Origin of the sequence: Pseudomonas syringae group sp. 247E2, from assembly GCF_032587795.1 — a bacterium.
GTDB classification, from domain to species: domain Bacteria; phylum Pseudomonadota; class Gammaproteobacteria; order Pseudomonadales; family Pseudomonadaceae; genus Aquipseudomonas; species Aquipseudomonas amygdali.
In genome coordinates this window covers 1-26,404 of the sequence record NZ_JAWHPK010000010.1, presented here as the reverse complement: position 1 = coordinate 26,404, position 26,404 = coordinate 1, and the positions used below count along the sequence as shown (strand labels likewise).

The following is a 26,404-nucleotide window of genomic DNA, read 5'->3' as shown; positions in this document are numbered from 1 at the left end:
GTTACAGACCCGCAGCCATTGCTTTATCGATCAGCCAGTTCACGGACGGGCCGCGATCGCTGACCACTTCGACAGGGCGACCGGCAAGCGAGCTGCTCAGGCTTTCGTCAGGCTTGATCTGCACGCGGATGTCAGTGGACAGGTCGGCGTCGCTGAGGTTGGTGCTGCTGACGATCTGACCGGTGCGCAGTTTGTCTTCGCCAGCGATCTGGAAGCTGACACGTGTGCCTGGCTTGACGTCGTTGAACTGGCGATAGGTGAAGCGAGCTTCAACAGTGGCCGGCGCGTTGCGTGGCACCAGTTGGAAGATCACCTGACCCTTGGACGCGAACTGACCGTCGGCAACCAGTTGGCGAGCCACGACGCAATCGCACGGGCTAGTCATTGTGCCGCTCATCTGCTTGCCATACAGCTCTTCGATCTTGGCGGGCTGCAGGTCTTCACCGGTCAGGCTGCCTTTGAGCATTTCCAGCATGCTGGTGTTGAAGGTTGCCAGTGGCGCGCCTTTGGCGGCTTCGCCATTCTGGGCGACCAGGCTTTGTACGGTACCTTCACGTGGCATGGTCACGTCCATGCTTGGAATGGTGACCAGACCGGCCGATGCATGGCTGACGAAGTACAGGCCGTAGATTGTCTTGAAGATGAAGCCGAAAGCGGCCAGACCGACAATGAACACGCCCAGGCTGAAGGTCACGGCGCGCAGGCGACCCATGGCGCTCATGCCGCTGTCCTTGCCCTTGACCTTGCGTGCCTTGGTGAAGTTGTCGCGCTGCAGCGTGGCCAGCACTTCGCCCAGGGTGACGACTTCGCCGGACAGGTGCGAGGTGATCAGGTGGCGCAGGGTAGCGATGTCCTGAGGTTCCAGATTCTGGAACTGGCAACCGATGCGGTTGCTGGCGTTGTCGATCGAGCGCACCTGCAGATCGACGTCCATGGCCAGACCAAGGTTGTCGATGATGAATTGCAGGCGTCCCTTGACGATCTGCCCTTCGCTGAATTTCTGCCCGGACGGAGCAACGAAGCTCAGGCCACCGGCCGACAGGTCTTCGATACGTACCAGTGGCGCGTTGGGCTGATCATTCAACAGGCGCAGCTTGGCAGGGATCTTGATCCGCGCGTGTTGGCGCTGGGCTTCGGATTCATGTACGACGTTCGCATTCACGGCTGTATTCATGGCTAATTTTCCTACTTAAGCGATTAATCCGTTGGCCCGGTCAAACCATCGTCAACAGCACAGCGACGAAGATGGTGCCAGCCGAGAAAGTCATGGTTCGGGACGACCACGTGTTGAACCAGCCTTGAAAGCTGGCCATGTCGCGGCTCAGTTTGGTGTCCTGGCGTGTCCAGGACTGGCGGTCCAGCCGGAAGAAGACATAGATCTTCATCAGCGCGCCGACGATCTGGTTGTAATAGAGAATGATCGGGTAGGCAGGCCCGATTCTGTGTCCCGAGAGGGACAGCAGCAGGGTGAGGATCAGACGGGTCATGCCGATCCACAGCAGATACATCAACAGGAACGCGCCGCCATACTTGAAGCTGGCGATCAGGGCGACGGTCAGACCGAGGATGGAGGTCCACATCGACACCCGCTGGTCGAACAGTACGATGCTGGTGAAAATCCCCAGGCGACGTACGCCCAGACCCAGTGCACGCGAGTTCTGACGAAGGTTGTTGCCGTACCAGCGATACATCAGCTTGCGGCTGGCCTTCAAGAAGCTCTTTTCGGGCGGGTGTTCCACGGTGTTGATCGCTGCGTCCGGCACGTAGAACGTGTCGTACCCCAGGCGCATCAAGCTGAACCAGCTGGACTTGTCGTCGCCGGTCAGGAAGCGGAAGGTGCCCAGACGCCAGTGATTGAGCGAGTCGCTTTCCACGTCGGCAATGAACTCGGGGTCGGTTACCACGGTTGCGCGGAACACCGACATGCGACCGGTCATGGTCAATACGCGTTTGGACAGGGCCATCGAGCACATGTTGATGTGACGCTGAGCGAAACGCAGCTTGTGCCACTCGCTCATGATGTAGCCGCCACGTACTTCGCAGAACTCGTTGGTGGTCAGGCCGCCGACATTGTCGAACAGCTGGAACCACGGCACGGTCTTGGCGACCACACCTTCGTTGAGCACGGTGTCGCCGTCGATCACTGCAACCACGGCACGGCTGTCAGGCAAGTGACGCGAGATGGCGCGGAAGCCATAGGCCAGACCATCGCGCTTGCCGGTGCCCGGAATGCGTACGAAGTCCAGCTTGACGCGCTCCGGCGGGTTGAACTTCGCCCACATGCTCTTGACCAGCAGCTCATCGGACATTTCCACCAGCGAGCAGACGATAGTCGTCGGCAGGCCGCAGTCGATGGCTTCGCGGATAACCGAGTTGTAGACCTGTGCGGTGGTCAGCGCGTCGATGCGGAAACTGGTGACCATCAGAAACACATGGGACGGGTCTGCTGCACTGCCCAGCTTGCGAACCTTGCGGCGCAAGTGCGGGTAGACGATGTACAGGAAAATCATCCCGCGTACGAAGTGCGTGATTCCCATCGAGTAGCGCCAGATACCAACGGCGCCAATCAGGAATATAAAGTTCTTCGACTGTGAGTCGAAGATACTGGTAGGCAATGCCGCGGCAAGGCCCATGAGTAAACTTAAATAGAACAGCCAACCTGCGGCCTGTAACAGGCCGTGCTTGAGCCTCTGCATAATCGTATCCCTAAGTCAGTTGCGAGCCTCAAGCCCCAGGCTGCAAGCACATTGCTTGAGCCTGTGGCCTGGAGCCTGGCGCTTGTGGCTTGCGGCTGATTTACCAGCAGATACCTTCGGCGCGACCGTCTTCGCTGGTGGCGTTGGTCATGAAACCCACCAGATCGATGACGCGCTTGCCTTCGGGAGTCTTGTTGGCGAGGGCGCGGAAACGCTCATCGCGGTTGCCAAGGATGATCACGTCAGAGTCGTTGATGACCTGATCGAAGTCCGAATTCAGCAGCGACGATACGTGCGGAATCTTGGATTCGATGTAGTCCTTGTTGGCACCGTGAACGCGTGCATATTCGACGTTGCTGTCGAAGATGCTCAGGTCGAAGCCCTTACCGATCAGCATTTCAGCCAGTTCTACCAGCGGGCTTTCGCGCAGGTCGTCAGTACCTGCCTTGAAGCTCAGGCCCAACAGTGCAACCTTGCGGGTGTCATAGCTGGCAACCATGTCGAAAGCGTTCTGCACTTGCGAGGTGTTGCTGCGCATCAGCGAGTTGAGCAACGGCGCTTCGACATCCAGGCTGCTGGCGCGGTAGGTCAGGGCGCGAACGTCTTTTGGCAGGCAGGAGCCGCCGAATGCGAAGCCTGGGCGCATGTAGTACTGGGACAGGTTCAGCGCCTTGTCCTGGCAGACCACGTCCATCACTTCACGACCATCGACGCCGACGGCCTTGGCAATGTTGCCGATTTCGTTGGCGAAAGTAACCTTGGTGGCGTGCCACACGTTGCAGGTGTACTTGATCATTTCGGCAACGGCGATGTCCTTGCGGATGATCGGTGCGTCGAGTTCTTCGTACAGCGATTGCAGTACGTCGCCCGAGGCTTTATCGAACTCGCCGATCACGGTCATTGGCGGCAGATCGTAGTCCTTGATTGCGGTACTTTCACGCAGGAACTCAGGGTTTACGGCGACACCGAAATCAACACCGGCTTTTTTGCCGGAGCAGTCTTCCAGAATCGGGATGACCACGTTGGCAACCGTGCCTGGCAACACAGTACTGCGAACAACGATGGTGTGGCGGGTGGCTTTGTCACGCAGGACATAGCCGATTTCGCGGCACACCGACTCGATGTAATCGAGTTCCAGATCGCCGTTCTTCTTGCTCGGCGTACCGACACAGATCATCGACAGGTCAGTGGCGCGAATGGCTTCGGCGAAGTCGGTAGTGCCGCGCAGTTTTCCGGTACTGATACCTTTCTGCAGCAGTTCTTCCAGACCCGGTTCAACGATAGGTGATTTGCCGTTGTTGATCAGATCGATCTTGGTGCTGGAAATATCCACACCAACTACATCGTGACCGCGGGCAGACAGGCAACCGGCACAGACTGCACCGACATAACCCAAACCAAATATGCTGATACGCATCGTATTCTCCTCGATTTTTCACGCCATAAATTGGCTGGATATTAATTTTGGCCAGCAGATGTCACGCGCCATCCTTTACGGCTAACAACGCCGTGGAACTAACGCAGGCATATTTAATGAGTGAGTGCCCAAATAGGTGAGGCGAACTCAAATGACACTAAGTACAAGCGGCAAGTGACCTGTCCGGTGGGCAGGGCCCTGCTCTCCTTGGATGCAGTAAACCACTCCTGTTTGACGATCGACGGCGGACCTCGTTCGGAAAGCCTCTGACTAGAGCCTTGGCTGACCTTGTCGAATCCTGCGCATCACACCTGTTGGGCGCTTCGCCTGTCTACAACATCAACTAGTGATGTGAGTTTAGTTCTGGTACCTGACGCCAGCGTTACATGAACCTGGCTTCCCTGTCGGTAACTTCCCATTTTTCCAGTCGACCTGTAAGTGATCTCTTACACGTCAGCCCAGAATTGTTACGGGATGTAGGAGCGTAGGAATTCGCATTTAGTTCCGGGCCACTCGTCCTGATTTGCGGATTTTGCTGTATCCAGTTTGTGACAGGGGCAGTATCGCGGTGATGGCGTTTTTCTTAAAAGCCTTATTGCGCGGGGATTTCAGCGGGGTAGATATGAAAGTGCTACTACTGCAAAAAGCCAAAAAGCCACTACGTAAAAAAGTGGATTTTTTTTAATGAAAAAATCAGGCGAGATTGCGTCGTCGAAAAGTTGACGTTTATCTGGCGTCACGATGTTGGCATTTGCTGTTGGATCGTAGGACAGGTCGTGTAACAGCGATGCGTTACACGACGGTTACAGTGTCTAGTCTTCTACGACGTTGCGCAAAAACACCAACTTGTCGGGCGTCGATTGCTCACGGTTATAACGATAGCCCTGAACATCGAACGCCTGTAACGCTTCGGGGCTGTTGATACGTTCCTCAATGACGAAACGGCTCATCATGCCGCGCGCTTTCTTGGCATAGAAGCTGATGATCTTGTACTGACCGTTCTTGAAGTCCTTGAACTCGGTGTCAATGATCCGGGCGTTGAGCGCTGAACGTTTGACCGCAGAGAAGTACTCGGTAGACGCAAGATTGAGCAGCAGGTCGTCGCCCTGGGCTGCCAGCGCTTCATTCAACCATTCGCTGATCTGCGTGCCCCAGAACGCGTAGAGATCCTTGCCGCGAGCGTTTGCCAGTCGCGTACCCATTTCCAGGCGATAGGGCTGCATCAGGTCCAGCGGGCGCAGCAGCCCATAAAGGCCGGACAGCATGCGCAGGTGATCCTGTGCATAGTCGAGCTGCGCGTCGCTTAGTGTTTCGGCTTGCAGGCCGGTATACACATCGCCCTTGAAGGCCAGCAGCGCCTGCTTGGCATTGTCGAGCGTGAAGGCCGGGTTCCAGCTTCCGAAGCGTGCCGCGTTCAGCCCGGCAAGCTTGTCGGACAGGTGCATCAGTTCGCTGATCTGCGCTGGCGTCAGTTCACGCAGTTGGGTGATCAACTCCTGAGAGTGATCCAGATACTGCGGCTGAGTGAAGCGTCCGGTAGTGGGCGGGGTCTCGAAATCGAGGGTTTTTGCCGGGGAAATCACCATCAGCATGAAGTCGTCTCCTTTGATCGTCCGGGGATTCTATGGGCTGATGGCCCACGACTCCAGCTATGGTGGCGATAGAGTCAGGCCGTGTGTGCCACGTCAGCATGCCATGCGGCTTTGTATGCGCTCCGACATAAGAAGCCAGGCTCATATCAGCTATAGTGGCGCGCTGGTCATGATGTTAATGGTTGATCGAGAGGGCATCGGGTTTGCGTATTGTTTTAGCAGTGTGTGCAGGTCTGTTCTGGCTCCAGGCGCAGGCGGCAGTGCCGGTCACTGCCACCATAGACCGCAGTGTGTGGCCCGAGCGCCTTGAAACGCCGGGGTTGTTCGACGTCGCGTCGCGCGCGGAAATCCTCGCCTTTGCCCACGAACTGTACCTCAGCGAGAAGCTGGACGAGGAGGGGCTCAAGCAGCGCCTCGGCCTGCGCTTCGTCAACGTGCCTTCGTTGAACGTGGTCCGCCATCGTCTGTGGCTGCGCTTGCTGGAAAACTATCAGAATGCTCAAAAGAGCTGCGAGCAGGATGCCAACTTCTGCGTGCTGGTCGAGGACATGGACCAGTTACGTCAGCGCGCTGAAGAGTTTCAGGTGTCGAACGACTCGTTCTACGCCAACTGGGCCAGACCCGGCGCCGTGTTCCATCAGCGTTATTTGAACGAGCTGCTATTCATGGCTGCCTTGTTCCCGCAGACCAGCAGCGAGATCGAGCGCTACAACTCTGATGAGATGAGTGGCGACGAGATGCCGGACCGCACCTTCATGCTCAATTTCGAAAGCGGCCCGAGCCCGGTCGATGGCGGAACCGACTGGTTGGCCGACTTCATGCGTCAGCAGAAGATGACCGCCACCTTCTTTGTGCTGGGCAAAAGTCTTCAGGAACGCCTCGACAGCACATCGACCACAAGCTTGCAGGCGCTGTATCGCCAGCAGTGCGTGGGCATTCAAGGGTGGGAGTATCGTTCGCATAGCCAGTGGCTGGACTGGCAGGATTCAGTGCAACGCAGTGCGGCACTGGTTCAGCGTGTGCTGCCGGATAATTTCGTGCCGCTGTTTCGCCCGCCTTACGGCCATCGGCGGGCCGACAGCGGCGACTTCTTCCGCGCCGAGCATTTACGCGTGTCATTGTGGAACATCGATGCCGAGGACAATACCGGGCGGCTTTCGGCAGAGCAGGTGGGCGACCGCGTATTAACCCTCATGCTGCTCTGGCGCAAGGGCACGGTGGTCTTCCACGACGTGGCCAACAAGGCGCAGTCTGCACTGCCATTGCTGCTGGCCAATACCGCGCAAAGCGAATTGATCTGGGACGATTGCCGGAATATCTCTGAAAGCCCCATAGAACAAGGGTCGCAGAGCAGTGAAGAGACTGCGCCCGAGGGGGAATGAAGGCAGATTCGGCGTGGGCGGACTTCCGACTTTAAACGTGCTGTGTACGTCCGCCAAGCTCTATTCGTCAGGCTGTGAAATAAACTTCAAAAAACTGTCAAAGAGCTTTTTTCTGTCATCCCTTTTGCTGTATTACGAATACAGACCGCCGAAACCTGCAACACAGGTGGCGTCTTCCAAGACCCACCTTGAGCGACATTTCTCCCCTGCCTGAAGGGAAGAATCCGGCGGCCTTTTCGTGGCGCAGTACTGTCGTGGTTCTGCGTCGCCCGGCTTCTACAAAGGTGAGCGAGTATGGATGACCACGGACGCACCCCTTCCACTAACCAGCCAATCCTTTACGTGCTCGATACCAACGTATTGATCCATGATCCAAACGCACTGCTGAATTTCGAAGAACACCACGTCGCCATCCCCATGACGGTTCTGGAGGAACTGGACAAACTCAAGGCCGGTAAACATTCGGTTGCTGCCGAGTGCCGCCAGGCCATCCGCCTGATCGACAAGACCCTCGGCGAGGCTAACCCTGAAGAAGTTGAAAAGGGCGTGCCTATTGACCGCGGGACCGGTGTTTTCAAAGGTTTTCTGTCGATTTTGATGAGCAAGCGCGAGGAACCCAACAGCCTGCTGCCCGAGCACCTCAACGACAACATCATCATCAACCAATTGATCGACCTGCATGCGCGCAACAAGGACTTGAGCGTTGTGCTGGTGACCAAAGACATTAACATGCGCCTCAAGGCGCGCGCCTGCGGCATTGCGGCCGAAGATTACAGCACCGACCAACTGGTCGACGACGTTTCGCTGTTGTCGCGTGGCTACCACGACATGACCGGTTCGTTCTGGGACCGTGTCAACAAGGTCGACACCCGTCAGGAGCGTGGCCGTACCTGGCACCGCGTGCAGCTCAATGAAATGCTGCCTGCGGTTCATATCAACGAGTTTATTGTCGATGAACAGGGCTTCGTAGGCTGGATCAAGGGCGTCAAGAACGACGAACTGCTGATTCTGGATATGCATCAGGAGCCACTGCTGCATCAGGAGGCCTGGGGCCTGAAACCGCGTGATATCTATCAGGGGCTGGCGTTGTTCGCACTGCTCGACCCGGATATTCACCTGGTCAACCTGTCCGGTGCCGCTGGTTCGGGTAAAACCATTCTGGCGTTGGCGGCTGCCATCGAGCAGACCATGGTCACCAAGCGTTATCGGCGCATCATCGCTACCCGTAGCGTTCAGGGCCTGGATCAGGAGATTGGCTTCCTGCCCGGCACCGAGGCGGAAAAGATGGAGCCTTGGCTTGGCGCGATCACCGACAACCTTGAAGCCCTGCACATGGATGATGAAAACACTCATGGCAGTGTCGACTACATCCTCAGCAAGGTGCCGTTGCAGTTCAAGTCCCTCAACTACATTCGAGGTCGCAGCTTCCAGCAAAGCCTGATTCTGATCGATGAATGCCAGAACCTGACCCCACACCAGATGAAAACCATCATCACCCGTGCCGGCGCCGGTTCCAAAGTGGTCTGCCTGGGCAACCTGGCGCAGATCGACACCCCTTACCTATCAGCCACCAGTTCCGGGCTGACCTACCTGACGGAGCGCTTCAAGGACTTCCCTAACGGCGTGCATATCACCTTGCAAGGCGTGCCACGCTCGATACTGGCCGAATACGCGGAGAGTCATTTGTAAACAGATGCAAGCGGGGAGCCCATGTGTGAGTGGGTTCCTTGCTTGCAGCTCACGGCTTGTAGCGTGTAACTGCCACTCCCTCTACACTTCTTGCTTCTGCCAAGGAGTAACGTTGTGCTCACTCATCTCGATTCCCAGGGTCGCGCCAATATGGTCGATGTTACGGATAAAGCCGTGACGTCCCGTGAGGCGGTGGCCGAAGCAGTGGTGCGTATGCTGCCCGCCACGCTGCAAATGATTGTCAGCGGCGGTCATCCCAAAGGGGATGTATTTGCTGTCGCGCGTATCGCCGGTATTCAGGCGGCAAAGAAAACCAGTGATCTGATCCCGCTCTGCCATCCATTGATGCTCACCAGCATCAAGGTTCACCTCGCCGCTGACGGCGATGATGCGGTGCGTATTACCGCGAGCTGCAAGCTGGCCGGGCAGACCGGTGTGGAAATGGAAGCCCTGACTGCCGCCAGCGTTGCGGCGCTGACTATTTACGATATGTGCAAGGCGGTTGATCGCGGCATGGTCATCGAGTCGGTTCGGCTGCTGGAAAAGCTCGGCGGCAAGAGCGGTCACTTCATTGCCGATCAGGCACAGGTCTCGTCATGAAGGTACAGGTTCAGTATTTTGCCCGTTACCGTGAAGTCCTTGGCCTGGACAGCGAGTCTGTCGAAGGCACGTTCGACACGCTGGACGCACTGCGCCAAACGCTGTTGCAGCGTGGCGAGGCCTGGCAGGTCCTTGCCGAGCAGAACCTGATGTGTGCCCGCAACCAGGAGCTTTGCAAGCCGACCGAGCCGCTGTCTGATGGCGATGAAGTCGCGTTCTTTCCGCCCGTGACCGGAGGCTGAACATGACCATTCGTGTTCAGGCTGCGGCGTTCGACCCCGGCACTGAAGTCAACGCGCTGCATGCTGCCAACCTCGGCATCGGCGCGGTGGTCAGTTTTGTCGGCTATGTGCGGGATTTCAACGAAGGGCGTGAAGTGTCCGGCATGTTTCTGGAGCACTATCCGGGCATGACCGAAAAGGCACTGGCAAAAATCGTTACCGAGGCCGAACAGCGCTGGCCGTTGCTGCGCGTTGATGTGCTGCATCGGGTGGGAGCGCTGGAGCCCGGCGAGCCGATAGTCTTCGTGGGCGTTGCCAGCGCTCACCGGCAGGCAGCGTTCGAAGCCTGCGATTTCGTCATGGACTACCTCAAGACCCGCGCGCCGTTCTGGAAGAAGGAAAAGACTTCCGAGGGACCGCAGTGGGTTGAAGGCCGCGATAGCGATCAGGCAGCAGCCCGGCGCTGGTAGTCGTTGGTCGTTGCGCTCATCTTTTTCCCTGAAAGTCTGACCTTCCGCTTTTTATATCGTCTATTTGCATCTTTCTTGGTACAGAAAGATGGCTTCGGGCTATCATGCGCGGCCGCGAAAAGGCGGCCTGTTGGCTTTGCCCAATCCTATTCAATAACTGTCCGAACGTGATCGCGTTTTGCGAGCCACGTTGCGGGCAGTTTTTCGTAAACGCTCGGAGCAGAATGTGAAGAAACTTCAGCAGGTTTTGGTTTCAGGGATGACGACAGCGGCTTTAGTGCTGGTTGCTGGTTGTGCAACGGAAAGCTCGCGGGCGCTGCCTGTGACAAAGGTTGAAAGTGCTGGAGTTGCCTATGCCGGTGTGCGCTATCCGGTTGCGGTCGGCAAGTTCGATAACCGCTCCAGCTATATGCGCGGGATCTTTTCCGATGGCGTCGATCGTCTTGGTGGTCAAGCCAAGACCATCCTGATCACCCACATGCAGCAAACCAACCGGTTCAATGTGCTGGATCGCGACAACATGGAGGAGATCAAGCAGGAAGCCGCTATTAAATCTACCGCCCAGCGTCTGAAGGGTGCTGACTACGTGGTGACCGGCGACGTGACCGAGTTCGGTCGCAAGGAAGTCGGCGATCAGCAACTGTTCGGCCTGCTGGGCCGCGGCAAATCCCAGATTGCCTACGCGAAAGTCGCGTTGAACATCGTCAATATCAGCACTTCGGAAGTGGTGTACTCGACTCAGGGCGCGGGCGAGTTCGAGCTTTCCAACCGTGAAGTCGTCGGCTTTGGCGGCACCGCCAGTTATGACTCGACACTCAACGGCAAGGTTCTCGACCTGGCCATGCGCGAAGCCGTCAACAACATGGTGCGTGCGCTCGACAGCGGTGCCTGGAAACCGACTGCCAACTGATATTTCAAAAGGGAATTTGTTGTGTTCATGAATCGTTTTAATGTTTCGTTGCGCAATGTCGCAATGCTTTTAGTCGCCGGCGCGTGCCTGACGGGCTGCGTCCAACAGCCGAAAACCTTGTACCAGTGGGGCAGTTACCAGCCTGAGGTGTACGAGTATTTCAAAGGCGAGTCCAAGGAAGCCCAGGTCGCCAAGCTCGAAGAAGACCTGCAGAAAATCCGCTCTACCAACGCAACGCCGCCACCGGGCTACCATGCTCAGTTGGGCATGCTATACGGCAGTATTGGCAAGGATGACCAGATGGTTCAGGAGTTGCGCACGGAAAAGGCACTGTTTCCCGAGTCGGCCACTTATATGGACTTCCTGCTCAAGAACGCCCACGCAGGAGTCGTCAAATGAACCTCGCTCATCTGAAAGTTGCTGTAAGCCTGTTTGCCGTTGCCCTGCTGTCGGGTTGCGTTACCCCGCCGACGGTGGATTACTCGGCCTTCAAGGAAAGCAAACCGCGTTCGATTCTGGTACTGCCGCCGGTCAACGAATCGCCTGACGTCAAGGCGACGTACAGCACCTTCTCGCAGGTGACCTACCCGCTGGCCGAGTCGGGCTACTACGTGTTGCCTGTGGCGCTGGTTGACGAGACGTTTCGCAATAACGGCCTGACCAATGCCAACGATATTCAGGCAACATCGCCTGCCAAGCTGCGTGAGATCTTCGGAGCCGACGCCGCGATGTACATCACGGTCAAGCAATACGGCACCAGTTACGTGGTCATCAGTAGCCAGACCGTCGTGACGGTCACGGCAAAGCTGGTTGATCTGCGCACCGGTACTGCGCTGTGGACGGGTACCGCGTCGGCGTCCAGTGAAGAGGGCGGCAACAACAGCGGTGGCGGTCTGGTGGGTATGCTGATTACAGCGGCGGTCAAGCAGATAATCAACAGTTCGACCGATGCCGGTCATCCCATCGCCGGGATAGCCAGCAACCGACTGCTCACTGCTGGTCGGCCGGCGGGCCTGCTTTATGGTCCACGTTCGCCGAAGTACGGTACTGACTGACCCTCACGCTGCTGATTTCCGGCAGGCACAAAAAAAGCGCAGCCCCCTAAAGGCTGCGCTTTTTTGTTGGTCACATGTATCAGGTCGTTTGCCGAACTACTGCTCTGAGCAGGTGAGTCGGCGGTGTTTCACAACTGATCTTGCGACCCAGCTTCTCTTCGATGGCGGGCAACTGGTAGGAGTCGTCTTCGCCGGCGAAGCTGATGGATACGCCATCGGCACCTGCGCGACCGGTACGGCCGATGCGGTGCACGTAGTCGTCCGGCACCTCTGGCAGGGTGAAGTTGATCACGTGGCTGATGCCGTCAATGTGGATACCACGACCGGCCACATCGGTGGCGACCAGTACGCGGATCTTGCCTTCGCGGAAGCCTTCAAGGGTCTTGATGCGCTTGTGCTGCGGCACATCGCCCGACAGTTGCGCGGCATTGACGCCATCGCGTACCAAGCGCTCTTCGATGCGTCGCACCTCGTCCTTGCGGTTGGCAAAGACCATCACTCGTTCCCAGCCGTTGTCGGTGACCAGGTTATAGAGCAGCTTGTACTTGTCGGCACCGGCAACGGCATAGATATGCTGCTCGACGTTGTCACTGGCGACGTTCAACGATTCGATTTCGACGATGGAAGGGTCTGTCGTCCATTGTTTGGCGAGGTTCATCACGTCTTCGGTGAAGGTCGCGGAGAACAGCAGCGTCTGGCGTTCACCCTTGTGCGGTGTTTGGCGAATGATCTGACGCACCTGCGGGATGAAACCCATGTCGAGCATGCGGTCGGCTTCGTCCAGGACCATCACTTCGACCATGTCCAGATGCACTTCGCCGCGCTGGTTGAAGTCCAGCAGGCGGCCAGGCGTGGCCACCAGAATATCGCAGTGCCGTGCTTCAAGTTGTTTGAGCTGCTTGTCGAAATCCATGCCACCGACGAACGTCATGACGTTCAGGTTGGTGTATTTGGTCAGGTCGGCAGCGTCCTTGGCGATCTGCACCACCAGTTCGCGAGTGGGCGCAATGATCAGCGCACGGGGCTCACCCATGTAACGTTCGGCTGGCGGTGGCGTCTGGGTCAGTTGCTCGATGATCGAGATCAGGAACGCAGCGGTCTTGCCGGTACCGGTCTGGGCGCGACCGATTGCGTCCTTGCCTTTGAGCGTGAAGCCCAGTACGCCCGCCTGAATCGGTGTGCAGTACGGGAAACCAAGGTCCTGAATCGCGTGCATCAGTTCAGGCGCAAGGTTGAAATCGTGGAAGCGGGTCTTGCCTTCCTGCGGTTCGACGACGAAATCTTCGAGTTTCCATGCTGGCGCAGGCGGTTTTACCACGCGCTCACGACGCGGGCGCTCGGCCCTTGGCTTGTCGGTGCGCGGTGCTCTGGCTTTGGAGGGCTCGTTGACGGTGTCCGAAAGCTGAGTCTGGGCATGATCCGGTGTGTCGCCTGCGGCAGCGGGGGAGGCGGGAATAAAGGCTGTCGGACCAGGCGCGCGCTGCTCAGCCTCACTTTTACCGAACATCTTTTTAAGTGCTTTGAGCACGGTCATCTCATCAATTGGTTAAGGAATGTACGCCGAGCAGTGTAAAGCAAGAACCGTGCTCGGCGTAGTGCCATCCGTGGCGGGCTACAAAAGCGGTCAGTTGCAGGCGGGCCCAGGGCGCTTTAGCGCAGCTTGTCAGCCAGCCAGACGCCGATGTCATGGATTTCCTGCGGTAACACTTGGTGCCCCATTGGGTACTCTTGCCATTGAGCGGTTACACCCTGAGCCTTGAGGTGCTCGTACACCGTCCGGCCCATGGGGTTGTGCACCACTTCGTCGTGCTGGCCATGCAGGCAGTAGGCAGGGATGCGCTGTTGGCTGGCAGACAGCGTCATCTCATTGCTGAATGTCGGGGCATAAGTGGAAAGCGCGAGGACGCCGCCCAGCGGACCCTGCCAGCGTCTATAGCCCGCGTGTAACACCACCGCGCCGCCTTGGGAAAAGCCTGCCAGAAATATCCGTGACGGGTCGATGCCGCTGTCGCGTTGTTGCTCGATAAGGTCCAGCACCTTTTGTGCCGAGGCTTCCATCTGATCGTGATCAATGGCGCGGGCCTCGGAACTCATGGCCTTGATGTCGTACCAGCTTGGCATTTCATAGCCGCCGTTGACCGTTACGGCGCGTGTCGGTGCCTGAGGCAGGACGAAACGTGTAGTCGTCAGCGACTCCTGCAGCATCTCGGCGACCGGAAGAAAATCATAGCGGTCGGCGCCCAACCCGTGCAGCCAGATAACGCAGGCATCCGCGGTGCCTGAAGGTTGGATGATCAAAGGTTCGCTCATGTCTGCTCCATTTGTGTGCGCTGGCTCATTTAGAGCGCATTAATAGGGTGCGCTGTTAGATTAAAAATGAAAGAAGATGTCGCAAGGTTACAAGTTTTTGTCTTGACCTGTCGCTAATTCGACATAGCCAGCATGCTGGTACGGGCTTTGCTACAGCAGGACTGGAGTCGAGGCGCTCACATCGTTCGGTAACACTATAAGGCTATTACTTATAGCGATCGAAAAGCAGCTCGGGAGTCCATGCGTCAGGATTCGCGGCACGATTCAACCTGTACCGCTCCGGTCCAGGAAAATCATGGGGTTTCAGTCCACGGGGCCGATTCTGAATGATGAAGACGAATGACGGGATGATCCTGCAGACGATTCGTGATTCAGGCCCAGCGTTGCATGACCCAAAAATAAGCCAGCACGGGTCATTAGCGCCTCACAAAGGTGCGACGCGACTGAGACACCTACACAACAAAGAGCAAACTGGAGGTTTTTGAATGAAGATGTTGAAATCCACCCTGGCTGTCGTCACCGCCCTGGCCGCATTTGGTGTAACCGGGGCTGCCAACGCCGGTGCCACCCTTGACGCTATTCAGAAGAAAGGTTTTGTTCAGTGCGGCGTCAGCGATGGCCTGCCAGGGTTCTCCGTTCCGGACTCCACCGGCAAGATCACCGGTATTGACGCTGATGTCTGCCGCGCAGTAGCCGCCGCAGTATTCGGCGACGCCACCAAGGTCAAGTTCAGCCAGTTGAACGCCAAGGAGCGTTTCACTGCACTGCAATCCGGCGAGATCGACATCCTTTCGCGTAACACCACCTGGACCAGCTCCCGTGATGCGGGCATGGGCCTGGTGTTCACCGGCGTGACTTACTACGACGGTATCGGCTTCCTGGTAAACAACAAGCTGGGCGTCAAAAGCGCCAAGGAACTGGACGGTGCAACCATCTGCATCCAGGCCGGTACCACTACCGAGCTGAACGTCTCCGACTACTTCCGTTCGAACGGCCTGAAATACACCCCGATCACCTTCGACACCTCCGACGAAAGCGCCAAGTCGCTGGAAGGCGGTCGTTGCGACGTACTGACTTCCGACCAGTCGCAACTCTACGCACAGCGCAGCAAGCTGGCCAAGCCGGACGATTACATCGTTCTGCCTGAAGTGATTTCCAAGGAGCCGCTGGGCCCTGTCGTGCGTAAAGGCGACGAAGACTGGTTCTCGATCGTTCGCTGGACCCTGTTCGCCATGCTCAACGCCGAGGAAGCCAAAATCACTTCCAAGAACGTTGAAGCTGAAGCCAAGTCGACCAAGAACCCTGACGTAGCCCGTATGCTGGGTGCCGACGGCACTTACGGCAAGGACCTCAAGCTGCCGAAAGACTGGGTCGTGCAGATCGTCAAGCAGGTCGGTAACTACGGCGAAGTGTTCGAACGCAACCTGGGCGAAGGCACCCCGCTGAAAATCAAGCGCGGCCAGAACGCTCTGTGGAATGCTGGCGGCATTCAGTACGCTCCACCTATTCGTTGATTGACCCGGCGCCCGGCAGGCTTCCCAGCCTGTCGGGCGTTGTTCTGTTGGATTTTTCCTGGGGCATTTCATGGAAAAGCAAATCGTCGCACCCAAGCAAAAGCTCTCTCTGAGCGATCCGAAAGTGCGCGCGTGGTTATTTCAGATCATCACTGTCGTGGCGGTGATCGCGTTGGGCTGGTTCATCTTCGACAATACCCAGACCAACCTGCAACACCGTGGTATTACCTCGGGTTTCGGTTTTCTTGAGAACAGTGCCGGTTTCGGTATTGCTCAACACCTGATCGACTACAGCGAAGCGGACAGTTATGCCCGCGTATTCGTCATCGGCCTGCTGAATACCTTGCTGGTGTCGGTTATCGGTATTGTCCTGGCGACCTTGCTGGGCTTTGTCATTGGCGTCGCTCGCCTGTCTCCGAACTGGATGATCAGCAAGCTGGCAACCGTTTATGTCGAAGTCTTCCGCAACATTCCGCCACTGCTGCAGATCCTCTTCTGGTACACCGCCGTATTCCTTACGCTGCCTGGTCCGCGTCAGGCGCATGGTTATCTGGACATGTTCTTCGTCAGCAGCCGCGGGCTGAATATGCCCAGAGCGTTGCCAGCCGAAGGTGCATGGGCGTTTCTGATCAGCATCGTGGTTGCCGTTATAGCGATCGTGATGATGGTGCGCTGGGCCAACAAGCGCTTCGAAGCCACTGGCCAGCCGTTTCACAAGTTCTGGGTCGGTCTGGCGTTGTTGCTGGTGATCCCGGGCCTGAGCATGCTGGTCTTCGGCAGCCCGGTGCATTGGGAACTGCCGCAACTGAAGGGTTTCAACTTCACCGGTGGCTGGGTGCTGATCCCGGAACTGATCTCCCTGACCCTGGCACTGACCATCTACACGGCGGCGTTCATCGCTGAAATCGTGCGTTCCGGCATCAAGTCGGTCAGTCACGGTCAGACCGAAGCTGCCCGCTCGCTGGGGCTGCGCCCCGGGCCAACGCTGCGCAAGGTCATCATTCCGCAGGCGCTGCGAGTGATCATTCCACCGTTGACCAGCCAGTTCCTGAACCTGGCGAAGAACTCGTCGCTGGCAGCAGCCATCGGTTATCCGGAAATGGTTTCCCTGTTCGCCGGTACGGTGCTCAACCAGACCGGGCAGGCTATTGAAGTCATTGCCATCACCATGAGTGTGTACCTGGCGATCAGTATCAGCATTTCTCTGCTGATGAACTGGTACAACAAGCGCATTGCGCTGATCGAGCGGTGAGGAAACGCGCATGACGACTCATACTTTCAAACCTGATATGCCACCACCGGGCAAAGTGTTCGGCCCGATGGCGTGGATGCGGCAGAACCTGTTCTCCAGCTGGATCAACACCCTGCTGACCCTGTTCTCGCTCTACCTGATCTATCTGGTCGTTCCGCCGATCATCAGTTGGGCGCTGCTGGACGCCAACTGGGTCGGCACGACCAAGGAAGACTGCACCAAGGCGGGCGCCTGCTGGGTGTTCATCGAGCAGCGCTTCGGCCAGTTCATGTACGGCTACTTCCCCAATGAACTGCGCTGGCGGGTCGACCTGACCGCCATCCTGGCGATTGTCGGTGCTGCGCCGCTGTTCATCTCGAAGTTTCAGCGCAAGGCTGTCTACGGTATCGCCTTTCTGGTGATTTACCCGATTGTTGCCTTCTACCTGCTGCACGGCGGTGCTTTTGGTCTGACCAACGTACCGACCAGCCAGTGGGGCGGCCTGATGCTGACCCTGGTGATTGCCACCGTGGGTATCGTCGGTGCCTTGCCGCTGGGTATTTTGCTGGCGCTCGGCCGTCGCTCCAACATGCCGGCTGTGCGTGTGGTGTGCGTAACGTTTATCGAGTTCTGGCGCGGCGTGCCGCTGATCACCGTGCTGTTCATGTCGTCGGTGATGCTGCCGCTGTTCATGCCCGAAGGGATGAACTTCGACAAACTGCTGCGGGCGTTGATCGGCGTGATTCTGTTCCAGTCGGCGTACATCGCCGAAGTGGTACGCGGCGGCATGCAGGCCATCCCCAAGGGCCAGTATGAAGCCGCCTCGGCCATGGGCCTGGGTTACTGGCGCAGCATGGGTCTGGTGATTTTGCCGCAGGCGTTGAAGATGGTCATTCCCGGCATCGTCAACACCTTCATTGCCTTGTTCAAAGACACCAGTCTGGTGATCATTATCGGCCTGTTCGACCTGCTCAACAGCGTCAAGCAAGCTACCGCCGACCCGGCATGGCTGGGTATGGCCACTGAAGGCTATGTCTTCGCGGCCTTGGTGTTCTGGATCTTCTGTTTCGGTATGTCCCGCTATTCCATGCATTTGGAACGTAAGCTGGACACAGGCCACAAGCGTTAGGAGTTTTGTGATGAGTGAAGTTATCAATAAGCCTCTGGGCGCTGAAGGCATGATCCGCATGGAGGGCGTCCACAAGTGGTACGGCCAGTTCCATGTACTCAAGGACATCAACCTGAACGTGCGTCAGGGCGAACGTATCGTGCTGTGCGGCCCATCGGGTTCGGGCAAATCGACCACCATTCGTTGCCTCAACCGTCTGGAAGAGCACCAGCAGGGCCGTATCATCGTCGACGGCACCGAACTGACTTCCGACTTGAAGCAGATCGAGACCATCCGCCGTGAAGTCGGCATGGTGTTTCAGCATTTCAACCTGTTCCCGCACCTGACCATCCTGCAGAACTGCACGCTGGCACCGATGTGGGTACGCAACATGCCGAAAAAGAAAGCCGAAGAAATCGCCATGCATTATCTGGAGCGTGTGCGTATTCCGGAGCAGGCCCACAAGTTCCCGGGTCAGCTTTCCGGTGGTCAGCAGCAGCGTGTGGCGATTGCCCGTGCCTTGTGCATGAAGCCGAAAATCATGCTGTTCGATGAACCGACTTCGGCACTCGACCCGGAAATGGTCAAGGAAGTGCTCGACACCATGGTTGGCCTGGCTGAAGAAGGCATGACCATGTTGTGCGTGACTCACGAGATGGGCTTTGCCCGTACCGTGGCGAACCGGGTTATCTTCATGGACAAAGGCGAAATCGTCGAACAGGCCGCGCCGAACGACTTCTTCGACAACCCGCAAAGCGATCGTACCAAGCTGTTCCTCAGTCAGATCATTCACTGAGTCAGTAGCTGCCAAACGGAAAACCGGGCCATGTGCCCGGTTTTTTTTGCCTGCATTTGCCATGCATCTTGTATGCAATTCTGGCTGAACCTTGTATTCGCGATGATTCTCCAACAGGATACCGCCCCCCTGAAAAGGGTCGACATACCTGATTACCGAGAAACCGATGACTGCCAAGGCTCAATCCAGCCCCCAACCGATTACCGATCAAGCCGATTCTGTTCTAAAGCGCCCCTGGCTGTTGCTGCTGGGTCTGGTGCTGGTCGCCCTCAACCTGCACCCCGCGTTATCCAGCGTTGCGCCGTTGCTTAACGAGGTGTCCGCAAGCCTTGGGATGTCGGCTGCCGAAGCTGGTCTGCTGACCACCTTGCCGGTGTTGTGTCTGGGCCTGTTCGCGCCATTGGCACCGATTCTTGCCCGGCGTTTTGGCAGTGAACGGGTGGTTTTGGTGGTGCTCCTGACACTGGCGTCGGGTCTGGCAGTACGCAGCCTGTTCGGCGAAGTCGGCCTGTTTACCGGCAGCCTGCTGGCGGGCGCGAGCATCGGGATCATCGGCGTATTGTTGCCCGGTATCGTCAAGCGCGATTTCCCGCACAAGGCCGGGGCCATGACCGGTGTCTACACCATGGCGCTGTGCCTGGGCGCCGCGATTGCAGCCGGTTCGACGGTGCCGCTGAGCCAGTACGTCGGCGACAGCTGGCAAATAGGTCTGGGTTTCTGGCTGGTCCCGGCGTTGATTGCGGCGCTGTTCTGGTTTCCACAAGCACGTGAAATGCATGGCTCACATCGCGATGTCTATCGAGTTCGCGGTCTGTTGCGTGACCCGCTGGCGTGGCAGGTCACGCTGTATATGGGCCTGCAATCGTCGCTGTCGTACATTGTCTTCGGCTGGCTGCCCTCGATTCTCATCGGTCGCGGCTTGACGCCGACCCAGGCCGGTCTGCTGCTGTCCGGCTCGATCATCGCACAAGTCATCAGCGCCCTGGCGGTGCCCTATCTGGCCACACGCGGCAAGGATCAGCGTCTGGCGATCATGCTGGTCATGTCGCTCACACTGACCGGGCTGTTCGGCTGCCTGTACGCTCCGCTCGGCGGGCTGTGGGGCTGGGCCGTCCTGCTGGGGATCGGGCAGGGCGGCACGTTCAGCCTGGCGCTGGCCTTGATCGTCCTGCGCTCGCGCGACTCACATGTCGCCGCCAATCTGTCGAGTATGGCGCAAGGCTTTGGCTACACCATCGCCTCGACCGGCCCGTTTGCCGTGGGCGTGGTGCATGACATGACCGGCAGCTGGAGCGCGATTGGCTGGATCTTCGCGGTACTCGGGCTGGGCGCCATCATCGCGGGCATGGGTGCCGGTCGGGCGCTGCAGGTGCAGGTCAGTAGCGAGAAGGTTTGATTTTCGATGATTGTTGATCGTTCGGAACGGGCTTGAGCTGCTTCAGGTCTGAGCCAGATTGGCCAGGGCCCATTGTTCGGCACTGGTGACGCTCAGCCCTGATTTCGCGTTGTAGGTACGGGCGACGTCCCATGCCACGCCTCGGCCCATGGCAAAGACTGCCCGGTATTTGCGCAGATTGTCATCCGGCATTTCCGTCAGATCGGCCTGCAACTGCGCAACACTCCATACGTGCCGCTCGATGTCGCGCCCCGTGACACGCTCCACAAGATCGGCCAGCCCGGCGTACGTCAATGTGTCGCCAGCGGTGTACACCACCTGATTCACTATGCGCGGCTTGTGCATCACGATGGCAGCAGTCAGCCTGCCAATGTCCTCTGCGGTGGTGACTGTCACGGCCGTATCGAGGCTGCCCAGCGCATTGATCCGACCGCCTTGCAGATCGACGACACCGAACGCGGGTTCGAACAGGAAGCTTGTAAACATACCGGTCGAAACGATTACCCACTCGGTTTGCTGCTGGGCGCGCAGCTTTTCTCGTACATCGAGTTGCTCATCGAACAGATCCTGAGGGCTGCCCCGGCCGATAAGGTCGTAGTCAACGCCGAACTGCCAGGGCAGGTAGCGTTTTATGCCGGCCTTGAGCGCCGCATCGGTCAGTTTGCGTTGAGTGCCACGGCCAGCGGCAAAACCCGCACAACTGATTACCGTGTCGTAGCGCTTCATGACAGTGGCTAGTTCGTCCACGGTGGCGTCGGCCAGATCGGCGGTTTCGATGGCAATGTTCAGCGCGCGGATTTCTTCGATTTCCAAACGCTTGGCGGGCGCTTGAGTGCTCAAGCTGCTCTGGCGTAGCAGCACGGCAATGCTCAAATCATATGCTCCGGCTTTCTCGACCAGCCCTCGCAGCACGGCGAGCCCAAGCTCTCCTGCGCCTATTACCAGAATGCGTTGTTTGACGTTTGCGTTATCGGCTTGCATGGTGACCCCTTTGGACAGTCTTTCAATTCAGGCGGGAGAGATGCTGGCATGCCTGTCGACATACAAAAAGTAGGCACATCGGTGATACCGGGCGGGCTGGACGCGCAGGAAGTGGTCAGACGCTCCGAAGCGGCCTGTGCTGCGCTCAGCGATGATGAGGATGGTCTCAAGCGCGATATTCTCGGCCATGCCGGAAACCGCTGGTCATTGGGCGTGGTACATGCCCTCGGCGTCAGCAGCCCTTTGCGCCATGCCCAATTGCGCCGAAAGCTGCACGGCGTCACTCAGCGCATGCTCACTCATACCTTGCGCCAGCTTGAACAGGACGGGTTGATCACCCGCCATGACTACTGCGAGAAGCCGCTCAGGGTGGAATATTCGTTGACCGACCTGGGCATGGGGCTGCTGGTACAAATGATTCCGCTGTGGACTTGGGTGATTGAAAATTCAGAGGCGTTCAGTGCAGCGCGAAATCGTTATCCGGACAGGTAAAAGTGATGGCTGATGCGCCATCAACCCTCGCCATTTTCAGCGGCGCCGCTTATCGTGCACGGATAATTCGCCAAGGGATGTGCACGCATGAACTACGAGGAACAAAGTCAGGCCAACAGCGCACTGATCACCCGCTTTTATGAGGCGTTTGCGCAGCTGGATGCCGAGGCGATGAGTGCCTGTTATACCGATGACGTGCTGTTCAGTGACCCGGCATTTGGTGAATTGCGCGGGCCTCAGGTAGGCGACATGTGGCGCATGCTGACTTCCCGGGCGAAAAATTTCTCGGTGGTCTTCGATCAGGTGCGTGCCGATGATCGGGCGGGCACTGCGCATTGGGTGGCGACCTATCTGTTCAGTCAGACCGGGCGCACGGTGGTCAACGATATTGAGGCCCGATTCGTGTTCCGCGATGGCAAGATTTGCGAGCATCACGATCATTTCGACATCTGGCGCTGGTCGCGTCAGGCCTTGGGTTTGAAGGGCCTGTTGCTTGGCTGGACGCCTTTGGTAGGCAATGCCGTCAGGGCTCAGGCGCTCAAGGGTCTGAAGACCTTTTCAGAGAATCGCCGTGCCTGAGGTTGCCAGCACCGCGAGTGCGCCGACTTCCGAACAGGCAGTCGGCAAACCCTGGTTTGTCTATCTGGTGCGCGCTGCCAACGGCTCGCTGTACTGTGGCATCAGTGATGATCCGCAGCGCAGATTCGCTATGCACCAGAGCGGCAAGGGCGCGCGCTTTTTCTCTTCCAGCCCGGCAATGGCACTGGTCTACGTCGAACAGTGGCCCAGCAAGGGTGAGGCGTTGCGTCAGGAGCGGCTTATCAAGAAACTCAGAAAAAGCGCCAAAGAGGCACTGGCAGCCAGTTACGCCTGATCCCCGATCCATGAGCGTGATGTCGTGCCATCAGCTTGAGTCTGTGGGCGGGCAGGGTGCTGCGGGTTAAGCTGTGTGCTTCCCGAGTGCGCAGAGGCTGACCATGTCCGAGTTGATTCTTCACCATTACCCCACGTCCCTGTTTGCCGAAAAAGCCCGCCTGATGCTGGGTTTCAAAGGCCTCACATGGCGCTCGGTGACGATCCCGTCGATCATGCCCAAGCCCGACCTGACCGCGCTGACAGGCGGTTATCGCAGGACGCCGGTGTTGCAGGCTGGCGCAGATATCTACTGTGACACGGCACTGATGGCGCGCCGCCTTGAGCAGGAAAAGGCTTCGCCAGCGTTTTATCCGCAAGGTCAGGAGTTTTCGGTTGCCGGTCTGGCCGCCTGGGCTGATTCGGTGCTGTTCCTGCATGCCGTGAGCCTGGTGTTTCAGCCTGAATCGATGGCTGTAAGGTTTGCCAAGGTGCCGCCAGACGCTGCCAAGGCTTTCATTGCCGACCGATCCACGCTGTTCAACGGTGGCACGGCTTCACGCCCGCCTGTCGAGCAGGTCAAGCATCAATGGCCCACGCTGATGTCACGCCTGGAGTTGCAGCTGTCGCGCGGTGGTGATTTTCTGTTTGGCGTACCTTCGATTGCCGATTTTTCGGTTGCTCATACGCTGTGGTTTCTCAAGCAAACGCCAGTGACTGCGCACTTTGTCGATGATTATCCGGGTGTCAGTGCCTGGCTTGATCGCGTTCTGGGGTTTGGGCACGGCACGTTCAGCGACCTGAGTTCGACTGATGCCATTGAAATCGCCAGAAATGCAACGCCTGCGCCACTGCCCGACGAAGTCTTTGTTGATCCGAATGGCTTCAAGGCGGGCGACAAGGTCGCTGTCTCGGCAGTCGACTATGGCGTCGAGGCGGTTGAGGGTGAATTGATCTTTACCGGGCGCGAAGAGTTGATCCTGCGCCGCGAAGATGAACGCGCTGGCGTCGTGCATGTGCACTTCCCGAGAATAGGATTTCGGGTCGAGAAGCGCTGAAGTTTACGAAGCTCTGCGTCGCATGCCGTTCTGGACGCTCTGCGTCCTCTCTTGAGTGTGCAGTGCGGCAAAGATTTGTGACGCGGAGCGTCACGCAAGGCATTCCCACGCTGGAGCGTGAGGAACGATAATCTCGACTATCGTGCGGCGCCACGCCGACATGCCGTAATCTCGACTATCGTGCGACGCCGCGTCGGCAGGCCGTAATCTCGATTATCGTGCGACGCTCTGCGTCGCACGCCGTTCTGGACGCTCTGCGTCCTCTCTTGAGTGTGCAGTGTGGCAAAGGTCTGTGACGCGGAGCTTTGGCACGGTATTCCAGGCTATTTCAATGCTGCCAATATCTGATCCGGGTCGAATCCCCGGATCAAGGTGCCGTTGACGTCGATCAGCGGTATGCCTCTGCCACCCAGTGCTTCGTAGGCCTTGCGGCCTTCTTCGGACTTCTCGATGTCGAACTCCTTATACGCAATCCCTTTGCTGTCGAGAAAGCGCCGCGTCTGTTTGCAGTAGCCACACCAGTCAGTGGCGTACATCACCACTTTCGCCTGGCTGTAGCTCTGCACAACGCTCGCTGGCGGCGGGTTGACGAAGTTCTCGATCTTGCCCCAGTTCTGATAAGCCACCACAACCAGCATGATCAGCGCGAACTTCTTGAGGGTGCGTATCAGCATGTCGGTTACCGTCGCTTTAACTGATCGGTCAGTTGGGTCGGCAGCCCCTTGATGATCAGGGTGCCTGCAGTTTCGTCGTACTCGATCTTGTCACCCAGCAGGTGAGCCTCGAAGCTGATCGACAGTCCTTCGGCGCGTCCCGTGAAACGTCGGAACTGGTTGAGGGTGCGCTTATCGGCCGGGATCTCGGGCGACAAGCCATAGTCCTTGTTGCGGATGTGATCGTAAAACGCCCGTGGCCGCTCTTCGTCGATCAGTTCGGACAGTTCTTCCAGGCCCATCGGCTCGCCCATCTTGCTCTGGCTGCTGGCGTAATCGACCAGGGTCTTGGTCTTCTCGCGGGCTGACTCCTCCGGCAGGTCTTCACTTTCAACAAAGTCACTGAAGGCCTTGAGCAGGGTGCGGGTTTCGCCGGGGCCATCAACGCCTTCCTGGCAACCGATGAAGTCGCGGAAGTACTCGGAAACCTTCTTGCCGTTCTTGCCCTTGATGAACGAAATGTATTGCTTGGACTGTTTGTTGTTCTGCCATTCCGACAGGTTGATCCGCGCAGCAAGGTGCAACTGGCCCAGGTCCAGGTGGCGCGAAGGGGTGACGTCCAGCTCGGCATTCACGGCCACGCCTTCGCTGTGGTGCAGCAGGGCGATGGCCAGGTAGTCGGTCATGCCTTGCTGATAATGGGCAAACAGCACGTGGCCACCCACTGACAGATTGGATTCTTCCATGAGCTTTTGCAGGTGCTCGACCGCTGTGCGCGAGAACGCGGTGAAGTCGTTGCCACCGTCCAGATACTCTTTCAGCCAGCCGCTGAACGGGTGTGCGCCGGATTCTGGATGGAACAGGCCCCATGCCTTGCCTTGTTTGGCGTTGTAGCTCTCGTTGAGGTCGGCCAGCATGTTCTCGATGGCCTGGGACTCAGCGAGTTCGGAGTCGCGTGCATGGAGAACAGCGGGCGTACCGTCGGGTTTTTTATCGATCAGGTGGACGATGCAATGACGGATCGGCATGGGCTTCTCGGCTGAAAAAGGTGAAGAGCGTGCAGCTCGTTGCAAGACGGCAAGTGTAACGCACGCGTGCGCCACTTGGCCCCGGGCAGGCTGGTTTTCGCCAGCAGGGCGTGTTTGCTGGATGTTTTTTGTGCAATTGGCATTAAAACCTGACCAAAAGGATAGGTAGAGGCGGATATTTGTCCGGCTCTGTGCTAGTTTTGCGCGGTCTTGCGCACTTAGCGCGTCAAGCATGCAGTTAGCGCACACGTAGGTCGAACCATTGCCCGGTTTCAGTATCTACACTTTCGCGATTAATCGTGGCTGCTAGCGGGTGGCCAGGTTCATTGCCTGGCCACGGGCCGACGTTGCACTCTGCAATCCAAATGAATTTGATAGGGAAGGAACACCACCATGGCTCTTACTAAAGACCAATTGATCGCCGATATCGCTGAAGCTATCGACGCGCCAAAAACTACCGCGCGTAATGCTCTTGAGCAATTGGGCCAAATTGTTGCCGACCAATTGGAAAACGGCGTGGAAATCACTTTGCCAGGTATCGGCAAACTGAAAGTTGCAGAGCGTCCGGCTCGCACTGGCCGCAACCCTTCGACTGGCGCTGCCATCGAAATCGCTGCCAAGAAAGTTATCAAGTTCGTTCCAGCCAAAGTGCTGACCGACTCGATCAACAAGTAAGCAACCGCTTGCTGTGAAAAAGCCGTGCACCGGTTAACCGGGCACGGCTTTTTTGTGGGCGTCTGATCACAGATCTGTGCTGCACGGCACACTCAAGAGAGGACGCAGAGCGTCCAGAACGGCATGCCGACGCAGAGCGTCGCACGATAGTCGAGTTTACGGCCTGCCGGCGGAGCGTCGCACGATAGTCGAGTTTACGGCCTGCCGACGCGGCGTCGCACGATAGTTGAGATTATCGTTCCTCACGCTCCAGCGTGGGAATGCCTTGCGTGACGCTC

At 57.8% G+C, this 26,404-nt stretch carries 27 protein-coding genes; 18 read left to right on the top strand and 9 right to left on the bottom strand.

Features of this window, described 5'->3' with window-relative positions:
* Window position 1 precedes the first annotated feature (1 nt).
* The 4 genes from RYC18_RS11950 to yaaA form a co-directional block, all read right to left on the bottom strand.
* Window positions 2-1,174, bottom strand: coding sequence for an alginate biosynthesis protein Alg44 (locus tag RYC18_RS11950; protein WP_002552254.1), 1,173 nt, complete (start codon window positions 1,172-1,174; stop codon window positions 2-4).
* 40 nt (window positions 1,175-1,214) lie between these two features.
* Complete coding sequence (alg8, locus tag RYC18_RS11945) at window positions 1,215-2,696, bottom strand: mannuronan synthase (protein WP_002552255.1); 1,482 nt, start codon at window positions 2,694-2,696, stop codon at window positions 1,215-1,217.
* 100 nt (window positions 2,697-2,796) lie between these two features.
* Window positions 2,797-4,113: a nucleotide sugar dehydrogenase gene (locus RYC18_RS11940; protein ID WP_002552256.1), complete on the bottom strand. Its 1,317-nt coding sequence runs from the start codon at window positions 4,111-4,113 to the stop codon at window positions 2,797-2,799.
* Between the two features lie 812 nt (window positions 4,114-4,925).
* On the bottom strand, window positions 4,926-5,705 hold the full coding sequence (gene yaaA / locus RYC18_RS11935) for a peroxide stress protein YaaA (RefSeq protein WP_005746016.1): 780 nt from the start codon (window positions 5,703-5,705) through the stop codon (window positions 4,926-4,928).
* 203 nt (window positions 5,706-5,908) lie between these two features.
* Here yaaA and RYC18_RS11930 point away from each other — a divergent pair, with 203 nt between their 5' ends.
* The 8 genes from RYC18_RS11930 to RYC18_RS11895 all read left to right on the top strand — a co-directional run bounded on the left by RYC18_RS11930 (window position 5,909) and on the right by RYC18_RS11895 (window position 12,032).
* Window positions 5,909-7,087: a polysaccharide deacetylase family protein gene (locus RYC18_RS11930; RefSeq protein ID WP_044299698.1), complete on the top strand. Its 1,179-nt coding sequence runs from the start codon at window positions 5,909-5,911 to the stop codon at window positions 7,085-7,087.
* A 294-nt stretch (window positions 7,088-7,381) separates the two neighbouring features.
* Window positions 7,382-8,776, top strand: coding sequence for a PhoH family protein (locus RYC18_RS11925; RefSeq protein ID WP_002552259.1), 1,395 nt, complete (start codon window positions 7,382-7,384; stop codon window positions 8,774-8,776).
* 114 nt (window positions 8,777-8,890) lie between these two features.
* On the top strand, window positions 8,891-9,376 hold the full coding sequence (gene moaC / locus RYC18_RS11920; RefSeq protein WP_005746014.1) for a cyclic pyranopterin monophosphate synthase MoaC: 486 nt from the start codon (window positions 8,891-8,893) through the stop codon (window positions 9,374-9,376).
* A complete protein-coding gene (moaD, locus tag RYC18_RS11915; RefSeq protein WP_004658311.1) occupies window positions 9,373-9,618 on the top strand; it encodes a molybdopterin converting factor subunit 1 in 246 nt (81 codons plus the stop codon). Before moaC ends, moaD begins: the two co-directional genes overlap by 4 nt.
* Window positions 9,619-9,620: 2 nt before the next feature.
* Window positions 9,621-10,067, top strand: coding sequence for a molybdopterin synthase catalytic subunit MoaE (moaE, locus tag RYC18_RS11910; RefSeq protein ID WP_005746013.1), 447 nt, complete (start codon window positions 9,621-9,623; stop codon window positions 10,065-10,067).
* A 259-nt stretch (window positions 10,068-10,326) separates the two neighbouring features.
* Window positions 10,327-10,977, top strand: coding sequence for a CsgG/HfaB family protein (locus tag RYC18_RS11905; protein ID WP_005746012.1), 651 nt, complete (start codon window positions 10,327-10,329; stop codon window positions 10,975-10,977).
* Between the two features lie 27 nt (window positions 10,978-11,004).
* The gene (locus RYC18_RS11900) at window positions 11,005-11,376 is read left to right on the top strand and encodes a DUF4810 domain-containing protein (RefSeq protein WP_005778092.1); all 372 of its coding nucleotides are present in this window, start codon (window positions 11,005-11,007) and stop codon (window positions 11,374-11,376) included.
* Window positions 11,373-12,032 (top strand): DUF799 domain-containing protein, encoded by a 660-nt coding sequence (locus RYC18_RS11895; protein WP_005746009.1) that lies wholly within the window; start codon window positions 11,373-11,375, stop codon window positions 12,030-12,032. Before RYC18_RS11900 ends, RYC18_RS11895 begins: the two co-directional genes overlap by 4 nt.
* A 79-nt stretch (window positions 12,033-12,111) precedes the next feature.
* On the opposite strand, the gene rhlB is transcribed toward RYC18_RS11895, so the two are convergent.
* Complete coding sequence (gene rhlB, locus RYC18_RS11890; RefSeq protein WP_016980921.1) at window positions 12,112-13,566, bottom strand: ATP-dependent RNA helicase RhlB; 1,455 nt, start codon at window positions 13,564-13,566, stop codon at window positions 12,112-12,114.
* 116 nt (window positions 13,567-13,682) lie between these two features.
* Window positions 13,683-14,342 (bottom strand): alpha/beta hydrolase, encoded by a 660-nt coding sequence (locus RYC18_RS11885; RefSeq protein WP_004663973.1) that lies wholly within the window; start codon window positions 14,340-14,342, stop codon window positions 13,683-13,685.
* Between the two features lie 485 nt (window positions 14,343-14,827).
* Here RYC18_RS11885 and RYC18_RS11880 point away from each other — a divergent pair, with 485 nt between their 5' ends.
* The 5 genes from RYC18_RS11880 to RYC18_RS11860 all read left to right on the top strand — a co-directional run bounded on the left by RYC18_RS11880 (window position 14,828) and on the right by RYC18_RS11860 (window position 20,387).
* On the top strand, window positions 14,828-15,856 hold the full coding sequence (locus RYC18_RS11880; protein ID WP_002552268.1) for an amino acid ABC transporter substrate-binding protein: 1,029 nt from the start codon (window positions 14,828-14,830) through the stop codon (window positions 15,854-15,856).
* A 70-nt stretch (window positions 15,857-15,926) separates the two neighbouring features.
* Window positions 15,927-17,108, top strand: a complete 1,182-nt coding sequence (locus tag RYC18_RS11875) for an amino acid ABC transporter permease (RefSeq protein ID WP_002552269.1) — start codon at window positions 15,927-15,929, stop codon at window positions 17,106-17,108.
* A 10-nt stretch (window positions 17,109-17,118) separates the two neighbouring features.
* Entirely contained in the window at window positions 17,119-18,216 is a 1,098-nt protein-coding gene (locus RYC18_RS11870; protein WP_005752912.1) for an amino acid ABC transporter permease, read from the top strand.
* A 10-nt stretch (window positions 18,217-18,226) separates the two neighbouring features.
* Entirely contained in the window at window positions 18,227-18,991 is a 765-nt protein-coding gene (locus RYC18_RS11865; RefSeq protein WP_003365366.1) for an amino acid ABC transporter ATP-binding protein, read from the top strand.
* Window positions 18,992-19,157: 166 nt separating this feature from the next.
* Window positions 19,158-20,387, top strand: coding sequence for a CynX/NimT family MFS transporter (locus RYC18_RS11860; RefSeq protein ID WP_316886159.1), 1,230 nt, complete (start codon window positions 19,158-19,160; stop codon window positions 20,385-20,387).
* A gap of 42 nt (window positions 20,388-20,429) precedes the next feature.
* Here the strand turns inward: RYC18_RS11860 and RYC18_RS11855 are convergent, their stop codons facing one another.
* A complete protein-coding gene (locus RYC18_RS11855; RefSeq protein WP_316886158.1) occupies window positions 20,430-21,368 on the bottom strand; it encodes an aromatic alcohol reductase in 939 nt (312 codons plus the stop codon).
* 48 nt (window positions 21,369-21,416) lie between these two features.
* On the opposite strand from RYC18_RS11855, the gene RYC18_RS11850 reads away from it, so the two are divergent.
* The 4 genes from RYC18_RS11850 (at window position 21,417) to RYC18_RS11835 (ending at window position 23,770) form a co-directional block, all read left to right on the top strand.
* Window positions 21,417-21,860: a winged helix-turn-helix transcriptional regulator gene (locus tag RYC18_RS11850; RefSeq protein ID WP_005732705.1), complete on the top strand. Its 444-nt coding sequence runs from the start codon at window positions 21,417-21,419 to the stop codon at window positions 21,858-21,860.
* 87 nt (window positions 21,861-21,947) lie between these two features.
* A complete protein-coding gene (locus tag RYC18_RS11845; protein WP_057405362.1) occupies window positions 21,948-22,439 on the top strand; it encodes a nuclear transport factor 2 family protein in 492 nt (163 codons plus the stop codon).
* Window positions 22,432-22,734 carry a GIY-YIG nuclease family protein gene (locus tag RYC18_RS11840; RefSeq protein ID WP_002552275.1) on the top strand — a complete coding sequence of 101 codons (303 nt, stop codon included), beginning with the start codon at window positions 22,432-22,434 and terminating at the stop codon, window positions 22,732-22,734. The genes RYC18_RS11845 and RYC18_RS11840 overlap by 8 nt, the downstream gene beginning before the upstream one ends.
* Window positions 22,735-22,837: 103 nt before the next feature.
* Window positions 22,838-23,770: a glutathione S-transferase family protein gene (locus RYC18_RS11835; protein WP_316886157.1), complete on the top strand. Its 933-nt coding sequence runs from the start codon at window positions 22,838-22,840 to the stop codon at window positions 23,768-23,770.
* Window positions 23,771-24,093: 323 nt separating this feature from the next.
* On the opposite strand, the gene RYC18_RS11830 is transcribed toward RYC18_RS11835, so the two are convergent.
* Both RYC18_RS11830 and yejK read right to left on the bottom strand, forming a co-directional pair.
* The gene (locus RYC18_RS11830; RefSeq protein ID WP_316886156.1) at window positions 24,094-24,444 is read right to left on the bottom strand and encodes a glutaredoxin family protein; all 351 of its coding nucleotides are present in this window, start codon (window positions 24,442-24,444) and stop codon (window positions 24,094-24,096) included.
* A 5-nt stretch (window positions 24,445-24,449) separates the two neighbouring features.
* Entirely contained in the window at window positions 24,450-25,451 is a 1,002-nt protein-coding gene (gene yejK / locus RYC18_RS11825; protein WP_002552278.1) for a nucleoid-associated protein YejK, read from the bottom strand.
* A 393-nt stretch (window positions 25,452-25,844) separates the two neighbouring features.
* Here yejK and RYC18_RS11820 point away from each other — a divergent pair, with 393 nt between their 5' ends.
* Window positions 25,845-26,126, top strand: coding sequence for an HU family DNA-binding protein (locus RYC18_RS11820; protein ID WP_002552279.1), 282 nt, complete (start codon window positions 25,845-25,847; stop codon window positions 26,124-26,126).
* Window positions 26,127-26,404: the final 278 nt, after the last annotated feature.

Bases quoted from the DNA above. Each gene is read 5' to 3' on its own strand.
- RYC18_RS11950 (WP_002552254.1), bottom strand. From the start codon at position 1,174: ATGAATACAGCCGTGAATGCGAACGTCGTACATGAATCCGAAGCCCAG.
- alg8 (WP_002552255.1), bottom strand. From the start codon at position 2,696: ATGCAGAGGCTCAAGCACGGCCTGTTACAGGCCGCAGGTTGGCTGTTC.
- RYC18_RS11940 (WP_002552256.1), bottom strand. From the start codon at position 4,113: ATGCGTATCAGCATATTTGGTTTGGGTTATGTCGGTGCAGTCTGTGCC.
- yaaA (WP_005746016.1), bottom strand. From the start codon at position 5,705: ATGCTGATGGTGATTTCCCCGGCAAAAACCCTCGATTTCGAGACCCCG.
- RYC18_RS11925 (WP_002552259.1), top strand. From the start codon at position 7,382: ATGGATGACCACGGACGCACCCCTTCCACTAACCAGCCAATCCTTTAC.
- moaD (WP_004658311.1), top strand. From the start codon at position 9,373: ATGAAGGTACAGGTTCAGTATTTTGCCCGTTACCGTGAAGTCCTTGGC.
- moaE (WP_005746013.1), top strand. From the start codon at position 9,621: ATGACCATTCGTGTTCAGGCTGCGGCGTTCGACCCCGGCACTGAAGTC.
- RYC18_RS11905 (WP_005746012.1), top strand. From the start codon at position 10,327: ATGACGACAGCGGCTTTAGTGCTGGTTGCTGGTTGTGCAACGGAAAGC.
- RYC18_RS11900 (WP_005778092.1), top strand. From the start codon at position 11,005: ATGAATCGTTTTAATGTTTCGTTGCGCAATGTCGCAATGCTTTTAGTC.
- RYC18_RS11895 (WP_005746009.1), top strand. From the start codon at position 11,373: ATGAACCTCGCTCATCTGAAAGTTGCTGTAAGCCTGTTTGCCGTTGCC.
- rhlB (WP_016980921.1), bottom strand. From the start codon at position 13,566: ATGACCGTGCTCAAAGCACTTAAAAAGATGTTCGGTAAAAGTGAGGCT.
- RYC18_RS11885 (WP_004663973.1), bottom strand. From the start codon at position 14,342: ATGAGCGAACCTTTGATCATCCAACCTTCAGGCACCGCGGATGCCTGC.
- RYC18_RS11880 (WP_002552268.1), top strand. From the start codon at position 14,828: ATGAAGATGTTGAAATCCACCCTGGCTGTCGTCACCGCCCTGGCCGCA.
- RYC18_RS11875 (WP_002552269.1), top strand. From the start codon at position 15,927: ATGGAAAAGCAAATCGTCGCACCCAAGCAAAAGCTCTCTCTGAGCGAT.
- RYC18_RS11870 (WP_005752912.1), top strand. From the start codon at position 17,119: ATGACGACTCATACTTTCAAACCTGATATGCCACCACCGGGCAAAGTG.
- RYC18_RS11865 (WP_003365366.1), top strand. From the start codon at position 18,227: ATGAGTGAAGTTATCAATAAGCCTCTGGGCGCTGAAGGCATGATCCGC.
- RYC18_RS11860 (WP_316886159.1), top strand. From the start codon at position 19,158: ATGACTGCCAAGGCTCAATCCAGCCCCCAACCGATTACCGATCAAGCC.
- RYC18_RS11855 (WP_316886158.1), bottom strand. From the start codon at position 21,368: ATGCAAGCCGATAACGCAAACGTCAAACAACGCATTCTGGTAATAGGC.
- RYC18_RS11850 (WP_005732705.1), top strand. From the start codon at position 21,417: ATGCCTGTCGACATACAAAAAGTAGGCACATCGGTGATACCGGGCGGG.
- RYC18_RS11845 (WP_057405362.1), top strand. From the start codon at position 21,948: ATGAACTACGAGGAACAAAGTCAGGCCAACAGCGCACTGATCACCCGC.
- RYC18_RS11835 (WP_316886157.1), top strand. From the start codon at position 22,838: ATGTCCGAGTTGATTCTTCACCATTACCCCACGTCCCTGTTTGCCGAA.
- RYC18_RS11830 (WP_316886156.1), bottom strand. From the start codon at position 24,444: ATGCTGATACGCACCCTCAAGAAGTTCGCGCTGATCATGCTGGTTGTG.
- yejK (WP_002552278.1), bottom strand. From the start codon at position 25,451: ATGCCGATCCGTCATTGCATCGTCCACCTGATCGATAAAAAACCCGAC.
- RYC18_RS11820 (WP_002552279.1), top strand. From the start codon at position 25,845: ATGGCTCTTACTAAAGACCAATTGATCGCCGATATCGCTGAAGCTATC.